Source organism: Rhodoferax sp., from assembly GCF_039922535.1.
Taxonomy (GTDB): domain Bacteria; phylum Pseudomonadota; class Gammaproteobacteria; order Burkholderiales; family Burkholderiaceae_C; genus Rhodoferax_B.
The window spans coordinates 1-16,979 of the sequence record NZ_JBDTEM010000198.1 but is presented as its reverse complement, the minus strand read 5'-3'; the positions used below and the strand labels follow the sequence as shown (position 1 = coordinate 16,979).

The following is a 16,979-nucleotide window of genomic DNA, read 5'->3' as shown; positions in this document are numbered from 1 at the left end:
TCTACAAATCCTTCGCCGGCATGATCGCCAAGGGCGAGAAGCTGCCCAACACCTTCTTCGGCGGCTACGACAAGGACATGGTGCAAAGCACGCCTTTCGGTGCCGGTGCCAGCGAGCATGCGCGCACCGCCGCCACGGCAGCCATTGCCGAGCTGAAAGTGGGCAAGCCGATCTTCGTGGGTCCGATCAAGAGCAACACCGGCAAGGTGGTAATCGACAAGAGCTACGGCAACTACGACCCCTTCCTGGACCGTATGGATTTTCTGATCGAAGGGGTGAACGGGACGGTTTGACAGCGCTTTACGCTGCCTTGTTTTGCTATAGAAATAGCATTAAAAATAACGTGGTTAAATCGGCCACCAGCGCAGTTTCTACCTGCGCTGAAGGCTATCAAAATAGCAGCAATTTTTGTTTAAATGGGTCTCGGCGCGTGCGGGTCACCTTGGACAGATGGCGTGGCCGGTCCGGGTCCTGACCGTGCGCACCACGGCTTCGACCCGCAGGTAGAAGCTTTGGATGGCGGTGATCGGGTCCAGGGTTTGGTGCGGCGCGGTGGCGAGGGTCAGGTCGCGGCTGGCCACGTCTCTGCGGGTGGCCAGCAGCACGCTGGAGAATCTGGGTAGCCAGGGCGACTAGGCTGGCCTAGGCCGGGCCGCGTGGTGCGGCACCGTCGCCATCGGTTTCTCCCTGGCTTCTAACTTGGCAACCGCCATCTTCGGCGGCTTTACGTCCCTGCTGTCCACCTGGCTGATCGAAGCCACTGGCGACAAGGTCGCGCCTGGTTACTGGATGGGCTTTGCTACCGCCTGTGGCCTGGTCTCGGCGTTCATGCTGTATGGGCGCTCGCGGTTCTCTAGCGCGCACGTGGCGGCGTTGGCGGTGAGGTAGGTGGTGGGTTTTGCTATCTAAGCAGGAGTGAAATGCTTTTATGGAAATGGCTGATGGCGCAAAAGATACCTGCGCTGGCAGCAATTTAATTGATAGTAAATTTTATAAAATTCGACGCACTTGGTGTGCGCGGGTCGCTTTTGACAGAAGTGCCGGTAGATTTTGATCTTGGTTGACTGCTTCATGCATCTCTAGGTACTCGCGTTTTGGGCTTTGCGCAGGCCTCACAGCACGTACAGGAAAAAATCTGGTGCGTTGCTCAGTGTCTTGGGAAAGGATGGTACTTTTACTACTCAGATCGTCGAGGGAATATTTCGTGAGACAAAAAGTTGAACCCACAGCTCCTGCCGATATTGCTACTTCCATCGATGCCCACCGGGTTCGCCCGGACGTTGATCTGGAAAGGCATTGCCGGAACAGGCAAATCGAACTGGCTACGAGCTTGAAGGGACGAAAGGCGATCTATTTGGATATTAAGTTTTGGATAGGCATTCGAGATGCACAAGCCATCAGTCCCTCACATCATCCCTATAGCGCTCTGTTGGTCTCGCTCCGGGAAGCTGTGGCCGATGGCCGAGCGTTCTGCCCCATCTCGGACAGTTGTTTTCTGGAAGTCTTCAAGCAGTTGGACGTGGACTCTCGCCGGAGGACCGTAGCATTGATAGATGAGTTGAGCCTAGGTGTCTCGATTATTTCGCTCGATATCCGCATCAGCACTGAGATAGCCCATCTGCTTCATGCTGCGCTCACTCCGGAGCAGGTCTATCCACTTGATCATCTCGTTTGGACCAAGCTCAGCTATGCGTTGGGCTACTTCAGTCCGCCCGTCGGCATGTTCGACGAGCATATCGGCGGGGCGATCGAGAAGGCATTTTTCGATCACATGTGGACCATCCCCTTGATCGAAATCGAATCGCACATTGGTGATGCCATGTCTACTAAAGATACTGGGGACAATGAGCGTCTTGCTCATACCCTGAACCAGGGCATCGCAGAACATGCGGCGGGCCTCAAGAACTTCAAGCAAGTCTACGAACATGAGCTCGTCGGTGTAATGGACCTCTATGCCAGCCGCGCCGTGGATATCGTGTGCAACATGGCACCACCCTCCTTGGGACCCCGTCCGGCAAAGAATACCGACAGGTACAAGACGATTGAGCGACAGTGCCTCAATTTGCTGGTGGGTGCTATGCGTTTAGACAAGGGAAAGGCCACCCTGCGAACTCTGCACATCGAGGCATCAATACATGCTGCCGTTCGCTGGAGCAAAGGCCAGAAGTTCAAAGCCAATGACTTCTTCGACATTCACCACGCGGCCGCGGCGGTTGGATACTGCGACGCCTTCTTCACGGAGCGCTCACTTGCCAATGTACTGACCCGAAGTGACCTGGGCTTGGACAAGCTCTATGACTGCACCGTCGAGTCCAATCCCGAAGCTGCTCTGGAGTACGTTCAGGTGAGGGTCTGAGAATCGCTCCCCGCCAGCAGACGGTGGCAACTGATTTCCCTATCTACCTAAGTTCTTAATTTTTGTCTGATTGTTTGCAACACAAGGATTTCTCGACTATCTAGATCTGTAGCCTCTAACAGCGTGCCTCCGCCTGGGCTCGGCATACGACTTGCATCCTCTCTGTGCTACAAAAATTAATTTAAATCCCTATGCGTAAATCCGCCCCCAGCGCAGAAAAATCCTGCGCCAGTAGCTATCAATTTGATACTAAACCTCAGCGCGTGCTGGTCACCTTGGACAAATGCCGTGGCCGGTCCGGGTCCTGGCCACGCGTGCGCGCCACGGCTTCGACCAGCAGGTAGAAGCTTTGGATGGCGGTGATCGGGTCCAGGTCTTCGTGTGGCGCGGAGGCCAGCGTCAGGTCGCAGCTGGTGCCGCGTGCTGTGGATCGGGTATCGAGGGCACTTGGGTGGGAATATGGTTGGCCGGATAGCCAACTGCCGCCATGCGGCTGGTACTGGTTTTTGCGGTCCGGTACGCCGCAATTTGCCGTCGGGCTGGGGGATTTGCGGGAAGGGCTTATGTCGGCTTGGAGCCCATAGCGGACCTCCAGGGTCGCTGGCCATCCGGAGAACGACTGTGAAAGGTGACGAGACCTACGTCACGAAGGGTGCTCCCCAGAGCGGCAACAACATTGTGTACTCAGGGGTGCGCACAAAGTTCACACGTTTTCCATGTCGATCAAGGCGGGTTCATCCTCATAGGATCGACCGCTCCGAACCATCCTTGGATCGCATCGACTTGATCGAGTGAGACGAACATCCATCCAGTCCCTTCAGGGACTCCCGCTTCGGGCTGAAGCGAGCGGAGCGGCATGGGTCTCCCGTGGGCCCCGCTGCCAAGCAGGGCCACCTCCAAAGTCCTATCACCGATGGAACTGAACGCGAGAAACACGGCGCGTTCAATGACAAAGTAACAGCAGACAAGGGGTACAGACTCGTCCTCCCCCAACCCAATGGCCGTCAGCATGGAGCGATTGAAGTGACGGCCGCCAAAGCGGTCATCAAGCATCGTGCCGGCGAAGACCTGCCAGCCGTTCGGCCTCGCCCCATGCATCAATTGATTGCGCTGGTGTCCCGTGGCGAAGAGCTGTCGAGCATGACATTGCAGGTTGATCGCAACCATGACGATCCATCTAGTAAGCACTGCCTGATCATCAGGCGAGAAGGTTCGCCATGTCGCAGTCGCAAGCTCGGTGACTAATGGCCGTGCGGCGGTTTGAAGACGGCTCATCCACTCGTTGTTGCATGTCTCACAGACGTTCAACACGACCTGATCGTAAAGACTGCCCTGGTGCGTCTCCACGTTGCTTTGCATGGTGCCGGGGGGCCATACGTCGACGAATTCCTCTGGCCGAGTGAACATGTGGACGACCGAGGTGTGCCGCGCCCCAAACATGTCTCTAATCCACTTCCCGTAGATGTGTTCGCGGCTGTAACGGCAGCGCGTCCCGCAATAAATGCAGTCGCCGATCTTCGTAGGCGAGGGTGACCCATAGCTAAGGTCAAAGTGGCAATGGGGACAGAACGGCCCTGGCGCCGCAAGGTCGCGTTTGCATCTAGGACAGGCAGTAGGCCGGACAGGGGATTTGTAGGCAGTCTGTTTCATAACGACGCAAAGGTATCCGATATAGGCGGGTGAACGTTGGCTCCTGGCCTTATTCTGCCTTTGTCCAATCTGTTGTCACCGTGCAATTCGCGTTGCTGTAGCCGCCGCCGGGGGGCCATGCCCAACCCGCTTGAGCAACGCCGGCTCCCGATAGCCAGAGCAACTGAGTTGCTACAAAAAAGAGACTGATTTCCAGTAATGAAAATAGCCGCCAGCGCAAGTATTACCTGCGCAAGTGGCTATCAAATTCATATCAATTTCTAATAAACCAAAGCCAAGTCTCAACGCGTACTAGTCACCTTGGACAAATGCCGTGGCCGGTCTGGGTCCTGGCCACGGGCGCGGGCCACAGCTTCGACCAGCAGGTAGAAGCTTTGGATGGCGGTGATCGGGTCCAGGTCTTCGTGCGGGGCGGTCGCCAGGGTCAGGTCGCGGCTGGCGACGTCGGTGGGGGCGGCCAGCAGGACGCGGGCACCGCGTTCGCGCATCTCGGCGGCCAGGGCGATCAGGCTGGCCTGGGCCGGGCCGCGGGGGGCGAATACCAGCATCGGGTAGGCATCGCCGACCAGGGCCATCGGGCCGTGTTTGACCTCGGCGGCGCTGAAGGCTTCGGCCTGGATGCCGCAGGTTTCCTTGAACTTCAGCGCGGCTTCATTGGCAATCGCCAGGCCGGGGCCACGGCCTATCACCATCAGGCGCTCAGCGTCCAGCAGCGGGGCGATGGCCTCTGCCCAGTCGTGCTGGCAGGCCTGCTCCAGAGCTTCTGGCAGGCCGTCTATGCGGGCGATGAAGTCGTTTTGTGCGCCCCAACTGGCGGCCAGGCGGGCACCGGCGACCAGGCCGCAGATGAAGCTTTTGGTGGCGGCCACGCTCAGCTCGGGTCCGGCGTGCAAGGGCATGGCCCAGTCCACGGCGGCGGCCAGGGGCGAAGCGGTGTCGTTCACCAGCGCCACGGTGGTGGCACCGGCGCGCTGGAATTGTTGCATGGGCTCCACCAAGTCCGGGCTGCGGCCCGACTGCGAAATGGAGATGGCCAGCATCTGGCCAATGGCCAGCGGTGCCTGGTACAGGGTCAGCAGCGACATCGGCAGCGAGGTCACCAGTTGGCCGCTGCGGGCCATGATCAGGTAGGCCATGTAGGCGGCCGCGTGGTCGGAGCTGCCGCGGGCGATGGTGACGGTGCCGCCGGGTGGGCGGGCGCGCAAAGCGGTGCCCAGCGCGGCATAACGGTCTTGGTCGGACGCGAGTTGCAGGCGTACCTGGTGCGCGGACGAGATGGCCTCGTCAAACATATTGGTGGTCAAAGGGGGCTCCTAGTGGGAAAAGCTGAGGGTCAAGGCGCCGTCCAGCGCATCGCCCTGGGGCGTTGTCAGGCGGGCCTGGGTAGTGGCGGCCAGGCGCGGTGCCAGGCGCTGAGCGATGCTGCCCCACAGCACCAGCGGCAGCGTGCCCTGCGGGTCCACCGCGGCGGCCAGTTGCTCCACCGCCTGCACGGCTTCGCGCAGTAGCTGTGCCGCCAGCGCGTCGTGGTCTTCAGTGTCAAATACCAGCGGCACCAGGGTGGCGAAATCCGATTGGCTGGCGGCGCAGCACCAGTCCAGCAAGGCATCGGCCGAGTCGCCAACGGCCGCCAGCACCGCGCGGCTCAGCGGGCTGGCCGGGCGCAGCCCATCGACCACATGCTGGGCCAGATTCACCGCCCGCATGCCGAGGATGGCGCCGCCGCCGTCGTCGCCCGACGGAAAGCCCCAACCGCCCGCGGCCCGGCGTGTGCCGTCGGCATGCAGGGCCAGGGCCACGGTGCCGGTACCCGCAATCACCAGTGCGCCGGGCTGGCCGCGGTGGGCACCGAGCAAGGCGGTGAAGGCATCGGTATCGGCCGCCAAATGGGCGTAGCCGGGGTTGCTGGCCAGGAACTGCGTGCGCCAGGCGGCGTTGTTGAAGCCCGCCACGCCGATACCCAGTGCGCAGTTGCTTGGGTTGGGTGCTGGCAGGGTGCTGGGCGTACTGGCCTCTACCGCGCGCTGTATTGCTAACTGGATGTGCTGCCAAGCCTGTACCTGGCCGTGCACCAGGCCGGAGGCACCGGCCTGGCCTTCGCCCAACACGGCTCCATCGGTGCGGGTGATGCGGGCGCGGGTGCTGGTGCCGCCTCCGTCTACGCCGACCAGGTAGTGGATGTGTGCAGGCAAGTTCATGGACAGTCTCATAGGGCGTGGGCGGACCGCATATTACCGGGTCGCAAACGCGGGCAGGCACTGCCGTCGGCACGGAACAAATACATGGCTTCGGGCACGGCGCGGATGATCACCGAGTCGCCCAGGCGCACGGCGGCATTGCCGTCGCCACGCACGATCAGTTCCTGGCCGTCGTCGGTCTTCAGGTACAGCAGGTTGGATTCGCCCAGGTGTTCGACCAGGGTGATTTCCGCGTCCAGCGCGGCATCGTCCACACCCGGCGCACGGTCGCCGGTGAGCACTTCGCAGTGCTCAGGGCGCAGGCCAATCTCTACCGACTCGCCGATTTGCAGGCCACTGGGGTCCACGGTGGCGAGGAATTTGCAGCCGTTGCCCAATTGCACGCGCACGCCTTGCTCGGCCAGTTCGACCACCCGGGCGGGCAGCAGGTTGATGGTGGGCGAGCCGATGAAGGTGGCGACGAAGCGGTTGGCGGGCTGCTGGTACAGGGTGAGTGGCGTGCCCGCCTGCTGCACCCGGCCCTCGTGCAGCACTACGATCTTGTCGCCCAGCGTCATGGCCTCGATCTGGTCGTGCGTCACATACACCATGGTGGCGGCCAGGTCGCGGTGCAAGCGGGCCAGTTCGATGCGGGTCTTGGCACGCAGGGCGGCGTCCAGGTTCGACAGCGGTTCGTCGAACAGGAACAAACGGGGCTCGCGCACGATGGCGCGGCCAATCGCCACGCGCTGGCGCTGGCCGCCCGAGAGTTCACGCGGCAGGCGCTCCAGCAGGTGGTCAATGTGCAGCACCTTGGCGGCCGCGCGCACCCGGCGCTCGACCTCGGCCTTGTCGGCACCGTGGATCTTCAGGCCGAAGGCCATGTTGCGGTACACGGTCATATGCGGATACAGCGCATAGCTTTGGAACACCATGGCGATGCCGCGCTCGGCCGGGGGCATGCCGTTGACGATGTCGTCGCCGATGCGCAGCGTGCCGCTGTCGATCTCTTCCAGCCCGCAGAGCACGCGGAGCAGGGTGGACTTGCCGCAGCCGCTGGGGCCGACCAGCACGACCAGTTCGCCGTGCTCGATGTCCAGGCTGACATCTTGTAAAACGGGCGTGCTGCCAAAGGACTTGGAGACGTTTTGGATGGAAACTTTTGCCATTATTTTTAACCGGTTACTTCACTGCACCGGCGGTGATGCCGCGTATCAGTTGGCGTGAAAACAGGGCGTAGAGCACGACCACGGGGATGATGGCCAGCGCCAGCGCGGCCAGCACGGCGTTCCAGTCGGTGGCGTACTGGCCCACAAACTGCTGGATGCCCAGGGTGATGGTCTGGGTCTTTTCTGATGGGGCCAGGATCAGCGGGAACCACAGGTCGTTCCAGATCGGCACCATGGTGAACACGGCGACCGTGGCAATGGCGGGGCGGATCAGCGGCACCACCACCTGGAAGAAGATGCGGAATTCGTCGATGCCGTCGCAGCGGGCGGCATCTTTTAGCTCGCCGGGCACCTGGCCCATGAATTCCGACAGAATCATGATGGCCAGCGGCAGGCCCTGGGCCACGTAGACCAGCACCAGGGCGGTAAGCGTGTTGACCAGGCCCAGGCTGACCATGATCTGCAGAATCGACACCGTGCCCAGCCGGATCGGCACCATGATGCCGAAGGCAAAGAACAGCTTGAGCCAGCGGTTGCCGTTGAACTTGTATTCCGACAGTGCCCAGGCCACCATTGCGCCAAACAGCAAGATAAAGAACAGCGAGGCCACGGTAACGGTAAAGCTGTTGCCAAAGTACAGCCACACGTCGGAACGGCCCAGCACCTTGTGGTAGCCCACCAGCGAGAACGTCTCAGGCGTGGGCCAGGCCAGCGGGTCGTCAAAGATCGCGCCGCGCTCTTTGAACGAGTTCATGAACACCAGCAGGATGGGCGCTATCGCCAGCACCAGGTAGCCCAGCAGGGCGGCGTGCACAAACAGGCGGCTGGGAGCGACTTTGGGGAGGGTTTTGGCCATCATGTGCTTACAGGGCAAAGCGTTGCAGGCGGCGCTGCACCAGCAGAAAGTAGGCGGCAACGCCCAGCAGGATCACCAAAAACATCAGCGTGGCCACCGCTGCGCCCATGGTCGGGCTAGCCACTTGCGACTGGTAGCCGAAGAAGGTGCGGTAGAACAGCGTGCCCAGAATGTCGGTGCTGTAGTTGGGCCCGGCCAGCCCGCCCTTGACGGTGTAGATCAGGTCAAAGGCGTTGAAATTGGCCACGAAGGTCAGGATGGTCACCAAGCCCAGGGTGGGCAAGATCAGCGGCAGGCGAATCTGCCAGAAGATGCGCCAGGGCGATGCACCTTCGACCACCGCGGCTTCGATCACGTCCTCGGGGATGGCGATCATCGCGGCGTAGATCAGCATCATCGGAATGCCGACGTACTGCCACACCGACATCAGCGACAAGGTGATGAGCGCGGAAGACTCCAGCCCCAGCCAGGGCGCAAACCAGTCCTGCAGGCCGACCAGCGACAGCAGGTGTTCGGACACGCCCCACAGGGGCGACAGAATCAGTTGCCAGACAAAGCCCACGATCACCACCGACAAGAGCGTGGGCAAGAAAAACACGGTGCGGTAGACCGCCGCAAAGCGCACGTTGCGCAACGACAGCAGGGCCGCCAGCAGCAGGCCCATGGGGTTTTGCGCCAGCATGTGGATGCCGAAGAACTTCAGGTTGTTCAGCATCGCGTTCCAGAAGCTGGCCGACCACTGCGGGTCGTGCAAGATGGTGGCGTAGTTGGCCAGGCCAGAAAACGTGCGCACACCGGTGTCGTCGGTGCTGTACAGCCCCAGGCGCAGGGTGTCCAGCAGCGGCAGGGCGCTGAACACCGCGTAGATCAGCAAGGCCGGTGTGATGAACACCAGCACGCGCCAGGAGAATCCTTGTTTCATCTTGAACCTTGATGGAGGTCGTCACACGGCGGCAAGCCCACAGGGCTTGCCGCACCGTGTTCTTACTTGGCTGGCGTGTACCACTTGGCAAATCCGGTCTGGATCTGCTGCGCGGCATCCTTGGGCGACATCTTCAGGTTCATGACCTGCGAGCTGACGTTCCAGAGTTCGTTTTCCATGCTGGGCGTGCCACGGTTCATGATTTGCGCGTTCAGGCGGATGGTGCTCTTGCACTGCTTGCGCCAGCCGATCATTTCCTTGGCCACGGGGTTCTTCACCTCGATAGCGTGGCTGGACAGCGAGAAGAAGCCCGTGGCCTTGTTGGTGTACAGGTCGGCAAATTCCTTGCTGGCCAGCCAGTTCAGGAATACCTGTGCGTCGGCCTTGTTTTTGCTCTTGCTGTTGATGCCCATGCCGATGTCGGTGTGGTCCGAGATGTAGCAAGGGTCACCGGCTTTTTGCACGGGCGGCTTGAAGGCACCGAAATCGACCTTGCCGTTGGCTTCGAAGTACGAGATGTCCCATGAGCCCGTGGGGTAGATGGCGGCACGGCCCGAGCCAAACAGATTTTGCGAGTCGCCGTAGGTTTGGGCCTGGTAGCCCTTGGACAGATAAGGTGCCCACTTGGCCATGGTTTCCCAGGTGCTAACGAATTCAGGGTCGGTGAACTTCTTCTTGCCGCTGATCAGGCCCTTGCGGCCTTCTTCGCCCTTCCAGTGGTTCGGGCCAATGCCGGTGAAGACGATCTGGTTGGTTTCCCACTGGTCGGCCGTGCCCAGCGCGATGGGTGTGACCTTGCCAGCCGCCTTGATCTTGTCGAGCACAGTGAAGAAGTCGGCTTCGGTGACCGGCACGGCCAGGCCCAGGTCGGCAAACACCTTCTTGTTGTAGAAGAAGCCGTGGATCACCGAGGCCATGGGGATGCAGTGGGTGCTTTTGCCATCGTCCGACTGCCATGCCACTTGGGCCGACTCGGGGAAGTTCTTCAGGCCCGGAATGCCGTTGAGTTTTTCTAGATAGCCTTTTTTGGCCAGATCCAGCGACACGTCGAAGGGGCGGCAGGTGATCAGGTCGCCTGCGGTGCCAGCGGTCAGGCGGGTGTTCAGGGCCGAGTCGTATTCGGGTGGCGAGGTGGGCGAGAACTTGACGGTGATGCCAGGGTTGGTCTTGTTGAAGGCGGGCAACAAAACCTCTTCCCACAGGGCTTTGTCGTCCACCCGCCAGCTTTCAATGGTGAGGTTGCCCGCGTGGGCAAAGCCGCTGCAAACCAGGGCAATGGCGGTGGCCGTGAGGTGGAATGGGATGCGCATGGACGGGGTCTCCTGGGGGGGGGCTTGAACCCTGCACGGGATGTGTGGGCATTCAATGGGCCGGAGGTTATGCTGTGCCACCTGTAATATCAAACCACCCCTGCCTGGCGATTTGAATCTTCTAAGTACTTGATTTTGTTGAACTTAAATCCACCGCTGGCGCACCCGCATTACGTTTCATTACGTTGCAGATGTGGCGCGTGGGCAAGCGCTGTGGCCGCCTGTGGCGCTGCGATAGATAACATTACATTTCGATAGGAAATGAAAGCTCTTGCCGTCTTGAAAGCCGTGGCCGTGGTGTTGCTGGGTTGGGCCGCGCTGGCCTTGCCGGGCTGGGCGCAAACACCGGCCCAGCCGGTGGATGTGCTGCACTGGCTCACCTCGGCCAGCGAACGCCGCGCGGCCAACCAGCTCAGTGCCATTCTGGCAGCCAACGGCGTGCAATGGCGCGATGCGGCTATACCGGGCGGTGGCGGCATGGCGGCGGTCAAGGTGCTCAAGAGCCGGGTGCTGATGGGCGACTCGCCCGACGTGGCGCAACTCATAGGCACGACGCTGACCGAATGGGCCGATGTAGGCCTGGTGCTGCCGCTGAACGCCGTGGCCAGCCGCCAGCGCTGGGCGCAAACCTTGTTTCCCACCGTGATGGACCTGGTTAGCTACAACGGCATGGTGATTGCCGCGCCGCTGGGCATCCACCGCATCAACACCCTGCTGTACAACCGCCGCCTGTTTGCCCGCATCGGCCTGCCGCCGCCCACCACCTGGGCAGAATTTGAGGTAGTGGTGCGCAAGCTGACGGCGCTGGGTATCCAGCCGCTGGCCTGGAGCGACGAGCCCTGGCAAATTGCCACCGTGTTTGAGGCGGTGCTGCTCAGCGATGCGGGCCCGGCGCTGTACCGCGAGCTGATCGTGCAGCGCAAAAGCAGCGCCTGGATGGACCCGCGGGTGGAGCGGGCCTTGGTACGGCTGCGTTGGCTGCGCAACATCAACGGCGAAACCCCGCGCGAACAGGCCTGGACCGATGCGGCCCGCGAGCTGCTGGTGGGCAAGGTGGCGATGATGGTGATGGGCGACTGGGCCAAGGGCGAGCTGATGGCCTGGGGTGCCAGCCCCAGCAAGGACTTTGGTTGCGTGGTGCTGCCCGGCACCGAAAACACGCACCTCTACAGCATCGATACCCTGGCCATGCTGGCCAACGGCCACCACCGCGAGGCCACCCAGGAAAAGGTGGCCGAGCTGGTCTCCAGTACGCCCGCCCAATTGGCCTACAACCGTATCAAAGGCTCGGTGCCGGTGCAGCGCGATATCGACGTGGCCAGCCTGGACAGTTGCGCCCGCGACTCCTGGGCCAGCTTTGCCGACCCGCGCACCGCCCGCGTGCCCAGCTTGGCCCACCGCATGGCGGCCGACGAATCCATCAAAGACGCGGTGGCCCAAACCCTGTGGCGCTACCTGACCGACCCGCGCATGGAGCCCGTCGAGGCCCAGCGCCGACTGGCTGCCGTGATCCGCGCGCCGACTGCCGAACGTTGAAAAGATCCGAATGAACAGAACCATCCTGGTCGTCGACGACGACCAAAAAACCCGCAATCTGCTCAAAACCTACCTGGAAAAGCACCAATACGAGGTGCGTGTGGCGCACGACGGGGCCAGCTTTTTGGCCGAGTTCGAGCGCTTTCGCGATCTGCTCAGCTTGGTGATTCTGGACGTGATGCTGCCCGATACCGACGGCTTCACCCTGTGCCAGACCGTGCGCCGCCAGTCGCCCGTGCCCATCATCATGCTGACCGCCAGCGCCGACGACACCGACCGCATCGTCGGCCTGGAGCTGGGTGCTGACGACTACATCGCCAAACCCTACAACCCGCGCGAGCTGCTGGCCCGCATCAAGGCCATCCACCGCCGCATGCAATTGGGCGGTGCCGGGGCGGCGGTACGCTTTCTGCGTTTTGCCGGTTTCAGCATGGACCTGCTAGAGCGGCAGTTGACAGACGCGGCGGGTGCCCTGGTGGTGCTGACCAGCATGGACTTCAACCTGCTGCGCTTCTTTGCCGAGCATGCCGGTGAAACCCTGGACCGGGGTCGCCTGATGGAGCAAACCCGGGGCCGCGACCTGGGGCCGCTGGACCGTTCGCTGGACGTGCAGGTTAGCCGCCTGCGCCAGCGCCTGAGCGACGACGGCAAGCAGCCGCTGTTGATCAAGACCGTGCGCGGCAGTGGCTATGTGTTCTCGGCCGACGTGGTGGCCTCGGATGCCTAATTTGAAACGCTGGCTGCCCGACAGCCTGCTGGGCCGCATCGTGCTGGTGATGGCCCTGGGCGTGGTCAGCGCGCAGCTGGTGGGCACCTTGCTGTGGGCGCGCCAGTTGCGCGAAAGCGCCCGCACCGAGGCCTTGGGCGCGGCCCACCACCTGGCGGTGAATGCGGCGGGCACACTGCGGTTTTTCCGCGACCTGCCGCCCAAATACCGGCCCATCCTGATCGAGCAGCTGCGCACCATGGGCGGCACGCGGTTTTTCGTCAATGTGAACCGCGAGCGCGTGCCCATCACTCCGCTGGCCGGCAACCCCCTGGTGGATGCCGTGGTGACCGTGGTGCGTGACGACCTGGTGGGCAATCTGCATCCGGCCCAGGCCCCAGATGTAGCGTTTGCCTGGCCCGATGGCCTGCAGGTGTCGGACGACGGTCGCACGGTGAATGACCTGCCCGAATCCTGGGTCGAAGCCACTTTGCTGCTGCGCCCGCGCCCCGCGCCGGTGCTGGTGATCCAGTCCGAATTCGAGCCCGGCCGCTGGCTGTACCTGGCTGCGCCCATGCCAGACCCCTACTTTCTGGACAACGCCAATCCGCTCACCTGGGACCGGCTAGCGCTGCAATTGGTGACGCTGCTGACGGTGCTGTTGCTGGCGGTGCTGCTGGTGCGCGGGCTGATTCGCCCGCTGAACCGCATTGCCTCGGCTGCCAACGCCTTTGGCAGCGACAGCGTGCCCGAACCCGTGCCTGAAACCGGCACCGCTGAGCTGCGCCGTACGGCCCGCGCCTTCAACGAGATGCAGGCCCGCATCCAGCGCTACCTGGTAGACCGCGAGCGGCTGTTTTTGGGCATCTCCCACGGCCTGAAAACGCCCATCATGCGGCTTAAGCTGCGCACCGAGCTATTGGACGACGAAGCCCTGCAGGCCGATTTCCACGAAGACCTGGACGACCTGGACGTGATGGTCAAGGCCGCGCTGCAAAGTGTCAAAGACACCGACATCCACGAGAATCTGACCCCCGTGCGGCTAGATACCTTGCTGGCGCGGCTGGCCAAGCGGCCGATCCACCCCAACGCCAGCATCGAATTTGTATCGGACGCGGTCAGCGTGCAGGGCAAGCCGCTGGCGCTGGAGCGGGCTTTCAGCAACCTGCTGGACAACGCCGTGCTGTATGGCGAACGGGTGCAGTTGCGACTCAGCGACCGGGGTGCGCTGGCGGTGGTCGAGGTGCGCGACTTTGGCCCCGGCATTGCGCAGGCATCCATGTCCGCCGCCTTCGAACCGCATGTGCGCCTGGGCCACGGCCAGCAGAACAACCGCACCGGTACCGGCCTGGGCCTGGGCATCGCCCGCAACATCGTCCAGGCCCACGGCGGTGAAATTCGGCTGCACAACCACGCGGAATGCGGGCTGGTGGTGACGGTGCTGCTGCCTGCGGTGCGGACCGAAAATTTATAAAAAAAGTGGCTCTGGCGCAGGTGGCACCTGCGCAGGCAGCTATATAAATAGTAGTGGCGACATCAACCCAGGTTGACCGCTTCACCTTCCACAAACACCGCCTGCAGCGCCAGGTCGCGGTCCAACACCACCACATCGGCCCAAGCACCGGCCACCAATTGGCCCCGGTCCGCCACGCCCATGTGCTCAGCGGCAAAGCGCGAGACGCGGTTGGACGCATCGGCCAGGTCCAGCCCCACGCTGTCCACCAGGTTGCGCAGCGCCTGGTCCATGGCCAGCGACGATCCGGCCAGCGTGCCGTCTGCCAGCCGCACGCCGCCCAGGCACTTGAACACCTTGTGGCGGCCCAGCGTGTATTCGCCGTCGGGCATGCCTGCGGCCGAGGTCGAGTCGGTCACGCAGTACAGGCAGGGAATGGCGCGCAGCGCGGCGCGGATGGCACCGGGGTGCACGTGCAGCAGGTCGGGAATGATTTCGGCAAACCGGGCATGCGCCAGCGCCGCGCCGACCATGCCGGGTTCACGGTGGTGCAGGGCCGACATGGCGTTGAACAAATGGGTGAAGCCGGTTGCGCCCTGGCGCAGCGCGGCCACGCCGTCTTCGTAGCTGCCGGTGGTGTGGCCGAGCTGCACCTTGTAGCCGTCGGCACACAGCTGGGCGATCATGTCGAGGTTGCCACCTACCTCGGGCGCCAAGGTGATCAGGCGGATCGGGGCCAGGGCGTGCAGGCGGTTGATTTCCGCATGGCTCACGGGCCGGGCAAACGGCGGTTGCGCGCCCAGTTTGGCTTCGCTGATGTACGGGCCTTCCAGGTGCACGCCCAGTACCCGGGCCGCTCCCGCCGGGCGCTGCTGGGTATGGCTGCCGAGCGCGCTGAACGCGGCTTCCAAGTCGGCCATCGGCGCGGTCATGGTGGTGGCCAGCAGCGAGGTGGTGCCATGCCGGGCGTGCAGCCGGGTGACATGCAACACCGCGTCGCCGCCTTCCATGATGTCGTGCCCCGCGCCGCCGTGCACGTGCAGGTCGATAAAGCCGGGCAGCACCAACGGCAGGCCCGCATCGCGCACGCTGGCGGTGGGGGCGGGGCTGCCAGTGATGCTGGCAATGTGGCCATCGGCGGTGAAGGCGATGTCCCCCGTGACGAAGCCGCCGGGGGTCAGGATGTTTCCGTGGAGGGTGCGCATAGGGAGGGGGTGTGAGAGGGCGGGCCGTAGACCTGAAAGGTTAGAATCTTAGGCTACTACCCGTAGCTCAGTTGGATAGAGCATCAGCCTTCTAAGCTGAGGGTCACAGGTTCGATCCCTGTCGGGTAGACCACAGCGCAACCCTGTTTTACGGGGTATTTTAGGCGTCAAATAAGCCTCTAGCGCATATTTGACCTGCGCGGGAAGCTATAGTTTGCGTAGCAATCGCCCTTGCGCAGTTTGGGCTGCTGCACTGGCTTAGTCCCACAAAGAAAGCAGGCGCGCATGCTCAAGCGCATCAAAAATTGGGTCGGCCGGGCGATGGGCTCCGGGCCCGACGCTGCCGATCTAGAAGCTGTCAGCGGTTGGGCCGGTGCGCAGGGGCTAGAGTTCGACCGGCTGGCCGATGGCACCGGCTTTGCCCTGATCGGCACGGTGGGCGGCCGCGCCTGGCGGATGGAGCAAAGCCCGGCTGGCCGGGACTTTATCGTTGGTGCCGAACTGCGCGCCCGGGCCGAACTGGGCCTGTCCGAAAATCTGGCCATCATGCTGATCAACCGCCCGCTCAAGGAATCGCTGGAAAAGCGTGTCTACGAGCAGGCAACCCACGGTGTGCAAACCACGGTGGACGCGGAGTTACCCGAAGAAGTGCGTTGGCTGGCGATGTACGACCAAGTAGGCTGGAGCACCGCGCCACTGGAATTTTGGGACCATTACGCCCTGGTGGCCGACAACCGCACCCAGGCCCAGCAGTGGCTGGAGGGGCCGTTGATGGACCTGCTACAGGCCTGGCCGAACAGTGCGGTGCAGCAGGCCACACCCTTTATCTTGCAGGTGCAACGGGGCCGCGTCTACCTGCGCTTGGAGTATCCGCAGCCCGATGTACCCACGCTGCGGCATGCGGTGGCGGTGTTCACCCAGGCCTGCGTGTCGGCCCAGTTGCTAGCTTAGATTTAGCTATCGGCTTCCACAATCCGCAATAGCGCCGTGCGGTCGCGGATCATCAAACCGGCGGTTTCGATGCCGATCACGTTGTCGCGTTCCATGGCTTTCAGTTCCTGGTTGACCCGCTGGCGCGATGCGCCCAGCAGCTGTGCCAGCTCTTCTTGGGCCAGTTGCAGGCTGATGCGGATCTCGTTGGCGTTGGACAGGCTGGGAATGCCGTAGCTGCGGGCCAGGTGCAGCAGCTGCTTGGCCAGCCGGGCGCGCAAGGGCAGGGTGTTCAGGTCTTCCACCAGGCCAAACAGTTGGCGGATGCGCCGCGCCTGTAGGCGCAGCATGGCCTCGTAGAGCTCGGTGTGGGTGGCCAGTATCTTTTTGAAGTCGGCCTTGGCGACGCACAGCAGGGTGGTTTCTCCATGGGCGTAAGCATCGTGGGTGCGGCGGTCGCCGTCAAAGATAGCGATATCGCCAAACCAGGTGCCGGGCTCCATATAGGTCAGGGTGATTTGTTTGCCTGAGAGCGAGGTGGAACTCACCCGCACCGCGCCCTTGGCACAGGCCACCCATTCCTCGGGCGGCTCGCCGCGTGCGGCAATCAGCCCGTTGTCTTGGTAGCGTTTGACGTAGGCGCAGCGCAGGATGTCGTGCCGTAATGATGGCGAAAGGGATGCAAACCAGTGCCCTGCATTGATGGCGG

The 16,979-nt window shown here is 62.6% G+C and carries 15 protein-coding genes, 1 tRNA gene and 2 pseudogenes; 8 read left to right on the top strand and 10 right to left on the bottom strand.

Annotated elements, in window-relative coordinates:
* Positions 1-293, top strand: a pseudogene (locus ABI213_RS09395) (BMP family ABC transporter substrate-binding protein); the annotation flags it as partial.
* A gap of 144 nt (positions 294-437) precedes the next feature.
* Here the strand turns inward: ABI213_RS09395 and ABI213_RS09390 are convergent.
* Positions 438-605: a hypothetical protein gene (locus ABI213_RS09390; protein WP_348005983.1), complete on the bottom strand. Its 168-nt coding sequence runs from the start codon at positions 603-605 to the stop codon at positions 438-440.
* A 73-nt stretch (positions 606-678) separates the two neighbouring features.
* On the opposite strand from ABI213_RS09390, the pseudogene ABI213_RS09385 reads away from it, so the two are divergent.
* Together ABI213_RS09385 and ABI213_RS09380 are read left to right on the top strand one after the other, a co-directional pair.
* Positions 679-888 (top strand): annotated as a pseudogene (locus ABI213_RS09385) (MFS transporter); the annotation flags it as partial.
* Positions 889-1,204: 316 nt separating this feature from the next.
* A complete protein-coding gene (locus ABI213_RS09380) occupies positions 1,205-2,356 on the top strand; it encodes a hypothetical protein (RefSeq protein ID WP_348005982.1) in 1,152 nt (383 codons plus the stop codon).
* A 723-nt stretch (positions 2,357-3,079) separates the two neighbouring features.
* Here the strand turns inward: ABI213_RS09380 and ABI213_RS09375 are convergent.
* The 7 genes from ABI213_RS09375 to ABI213_RS09345 all read right to left on the bottom strand — a co-directional run bounded on the left by ABI213_RS09375 (position 3,080) and on the right by ABI213_RS09345 (position 10,440).
* Positions 3,080-3,763: a hypothetical protein gene (locus ABI213_RS09375; protein ID WP_348026841.1), complete on the bottom strand. Its 684-nt coding sequence runs from the start codon at positions 3,761-3,763 to the stop codon at positions 3,080-3,082.
* Positions 3,764-4,287: 524 nt separating this feature from the next.
* Positions 4,288-5,310: an SIS domain-containing protein gene (locus ABI213_RS09370; protein WP_348005980.1), complete on the bottom strand. Its 1,023-nt coding sequence runs from the start codon at positions 5,308-5,310 to the stop codon at positions 4,288-4,290.
* Positions 5,311-5,319: 9 nt separating this feature from the next.
* Positions 5,320-6,204, bottom strand: a complete 885-nt coding sequence (locus tag ABI213_RS09365) for a BadF/BadG/BcrA/BcrD ATPase family protein (RefSeq protein WP_348005979.1) — start codon at positions 6,202-6,204, stop codon at positions 5,320-5,322.
* A gap of 8 nt (positions 6,205-6,212) precedes the next feature.
* Complete coding sequence (ugpC, locus tag ABI213_RS09360) at positions 6,213-7,352, bottom strand: sn-glycerol-3-phosphate ABC transporter ATP-binding protein UgpC (protein WP_348005978.1); 1,140 nt, start codon at positions 7,350-7,352, stop codon at positions 6,213-6,215.
* Positions 7,353-7,365: 13 nt separating this feature from the next.
* On the bottom strand, positions 7,366-8,208 hold the full coding sequence (locus ABI213_RS09355) for a carbohydrate ABC transporter permease (RefSeq protein ID WP_348005977.1): 843 nt from the start codon (positions 8,206-8,208) through the stop codon (positions 7,366-7,368).
* 7 nt (positions 8,209-8,215) lie between these two features.
* Positions 8,216-9,130 (bottom strand): sugar ABC transporter permease, encoded by a 915-nt coding sequence (locus ABI213_RS09350; RefSeq protein ID WP_348005976.1) that lies wholly within the window; start codon positions 9,128-9,130, stop codon positions 8,216-8,218.
* Between the two features lie 62 nt (positions 9,131-9,192).
* A complete protein-coding gene (locus ABI213_RS09345; RefSeq protein WP_348026839.1) occupies positions 9,193-10,440 on the bottom strand; it encodes an ABC transporter substrate-binding protein in 1,248 nt (415 codons plus the stop codon).
* A gap of 261 nt (positions 10,441-10,701) precedes the next feature.
* Between ABI213_RS09345 and ABI213_RS09340 the strand changes: the two genes are divergently transcribed.
* Genes ABI213_RS09340 through ABI213_RS09330 form a run of 3 tightly spaced genes read left to right on the top strand, consistent with a single transcriptional unit; the run spans position 10,702 to position 14,156 of the window.
* The gene (locus ABI213_RS09340; protein ID WP_348007729.1) at positions 10,702-11,976 is read left to right on the top strand and encodes an ABC transporter substrate-binding protein; all 1,275 of its coding nucleotides are present in this window, start codon (positions 10,702-10,704) and stop codon (positions 11,974-11,976) included.
* A gap of 10 nt (positions 11,977-11,986) precedes the next feature.
* The gene (locus ABI213_RS09335) at positions 11,987-12,703 is read left to right on the top strand and encodes a response regulator transcription factor (protein ID WP_348007730.1); all 717 of its coding nucleotides are present in this window, start codon (positions 11,987-11,989) and stop codon (positions 12,701-12,703) included.
* Positions 12,696-14,156: an ATP-binding protein gene (locus ABI213_RS09330; protein ID WP_348007731.1), complete on the top strand. Its 1,461-nt coding sequence runs from the start codon at positions 12,696-12,698 to the stop codon at positions 14,154-14,156. The genes ABI213_RS09335 and ABI213_RS09330 overlap by 8 nt, the downstream gene beginning before the upstream one ends.
* Before the next feature lie 62 nt (positions 14,157-14,218).
* Here the strand turns inward: ABI213_RS09330 and nagA are convergent, their stop codons facing one another.
* Positions 14,219-15,340, bottom strand: a complete 1,122-nt coding sequence (gene nagA, locus ABI213_RS09325) for an N-acetylglucosamine-6-phosphate deacetylase (protein ID WP_348007732.1) — start codon at positions 15,338-15,340, stop codon at positions 14,219-14,221.
* Positions 15,341-15,396: 56 nt separating this feature from the next.
* On the opposite strand from nagA, the gene ABI213_RS09320 reads away from it, so the two are divergent.
* A tRNA-Arg gene (locus ABI213_RS09320) sits at positions 15,397-15,473 on the top strand.
* A 152-nt stretch (positions 15,474-15,625) separates the two neighbouring features.
* The gene (locus tag ABI213_RS09315) at positions 15,626-16,291 is read left to right on the top strand and encodes a hypothetical protein (RefSeq protein ID WP_348007733.1); all 666 of its coding nucleotides are present in this window, start codon (positions 15,626-15,628) and stop codon (positions 16,289-16,291) included.
* A 2-nt stretch (positions 16,292-16,293) separates the two neighbouring features.
* Here the strand turns inward: ABI213_RS09315 and ABI213_RS09310 are convergent.
* A partial coding sequence (locus ABI213_RS09310) for a Crp/Fnr family transcriptional regulator (protein ID WP_348026837.1) occupies positions 16,294-16,979 on the bottom strand: 686 nt, incomplete at its 5' end.

Coding starts and splice junctions, on each gene's coding strand:
- ABI213_RS09365 (WP_348005979.1), bottom strand. CDS start 6,204: ATGAACTTGCCTGCACACATCCACTACCTGGTCGGCGTAGACGGAGGC.
- ABI213_RS09340 (WP_348007729.1), top strand. CDS start 10,702: ATGAAAGCTCTTGCCGTCTTGAAAGCCGTGGCCGTGGTGTTGCTGGGT.
- nagA (WP_348007732.1), bottom strand. CDS start 15,340: ATGCGCACCCTCCACGGAAACATCCTGACCCCCGGCGGCTTCGTCACG.
- ABI213_RS09315 (WP_348007733.1), top strand. CDS start 15,626: ATGCTCAAGCGCATCAAAAATTGGGTCGGCCGGGCGATGGGCTCCGGG.
- ugpC (WP_348005978.1), bottom strand. CDS start 7,352: ATGGCAAAAGTTTCCATCCAAAACGTCTCCAAGTCCTTTGGCAGCACG.
- ABI213_RS09330 (WP_348007731.1), top strand. CDS start 12,696: ATGCCTAATTTGAAACGCTGGCTGCCCGACAGCCTGCTGGGCCGCATC.
- ABI213_RS09375 (WP_348026841.1), bottom strand. CDS start 3,763: ATGTTCACTCGGCCAGAGGAATTCGTCGACGTATGGCCCCCCGGCACC.
- ABI213_RS09350 (WP_348005976.1), bottom strand. CDS start 9,130: ATGAAACAAGGATTCTCCTGGCGCGTGCTGGTGTTCATCACACCGGCC.
- ABI213_RS09355 (WP_348005977.1), bottom strand. CDS start 8,208: ATGGCCAAAACCCTCCCCAAAGTCGCTCCCAGCCGCCTGTTTGTGCAC.
- ABI213_RS09345 (WP_348026839.1), bottom strand. CDS start 10,440: ATGCGCATCCCATTCCACCTCACGGCCACCGCCATTGCCCTGGTTTGC.
- ABI213_RS09335 (WP_348007730.1), top strand. CDS start 11,987: ATGAACAGAACCATCCTGGTCGTCGACGACGACCAAAAAACCCGCAAT.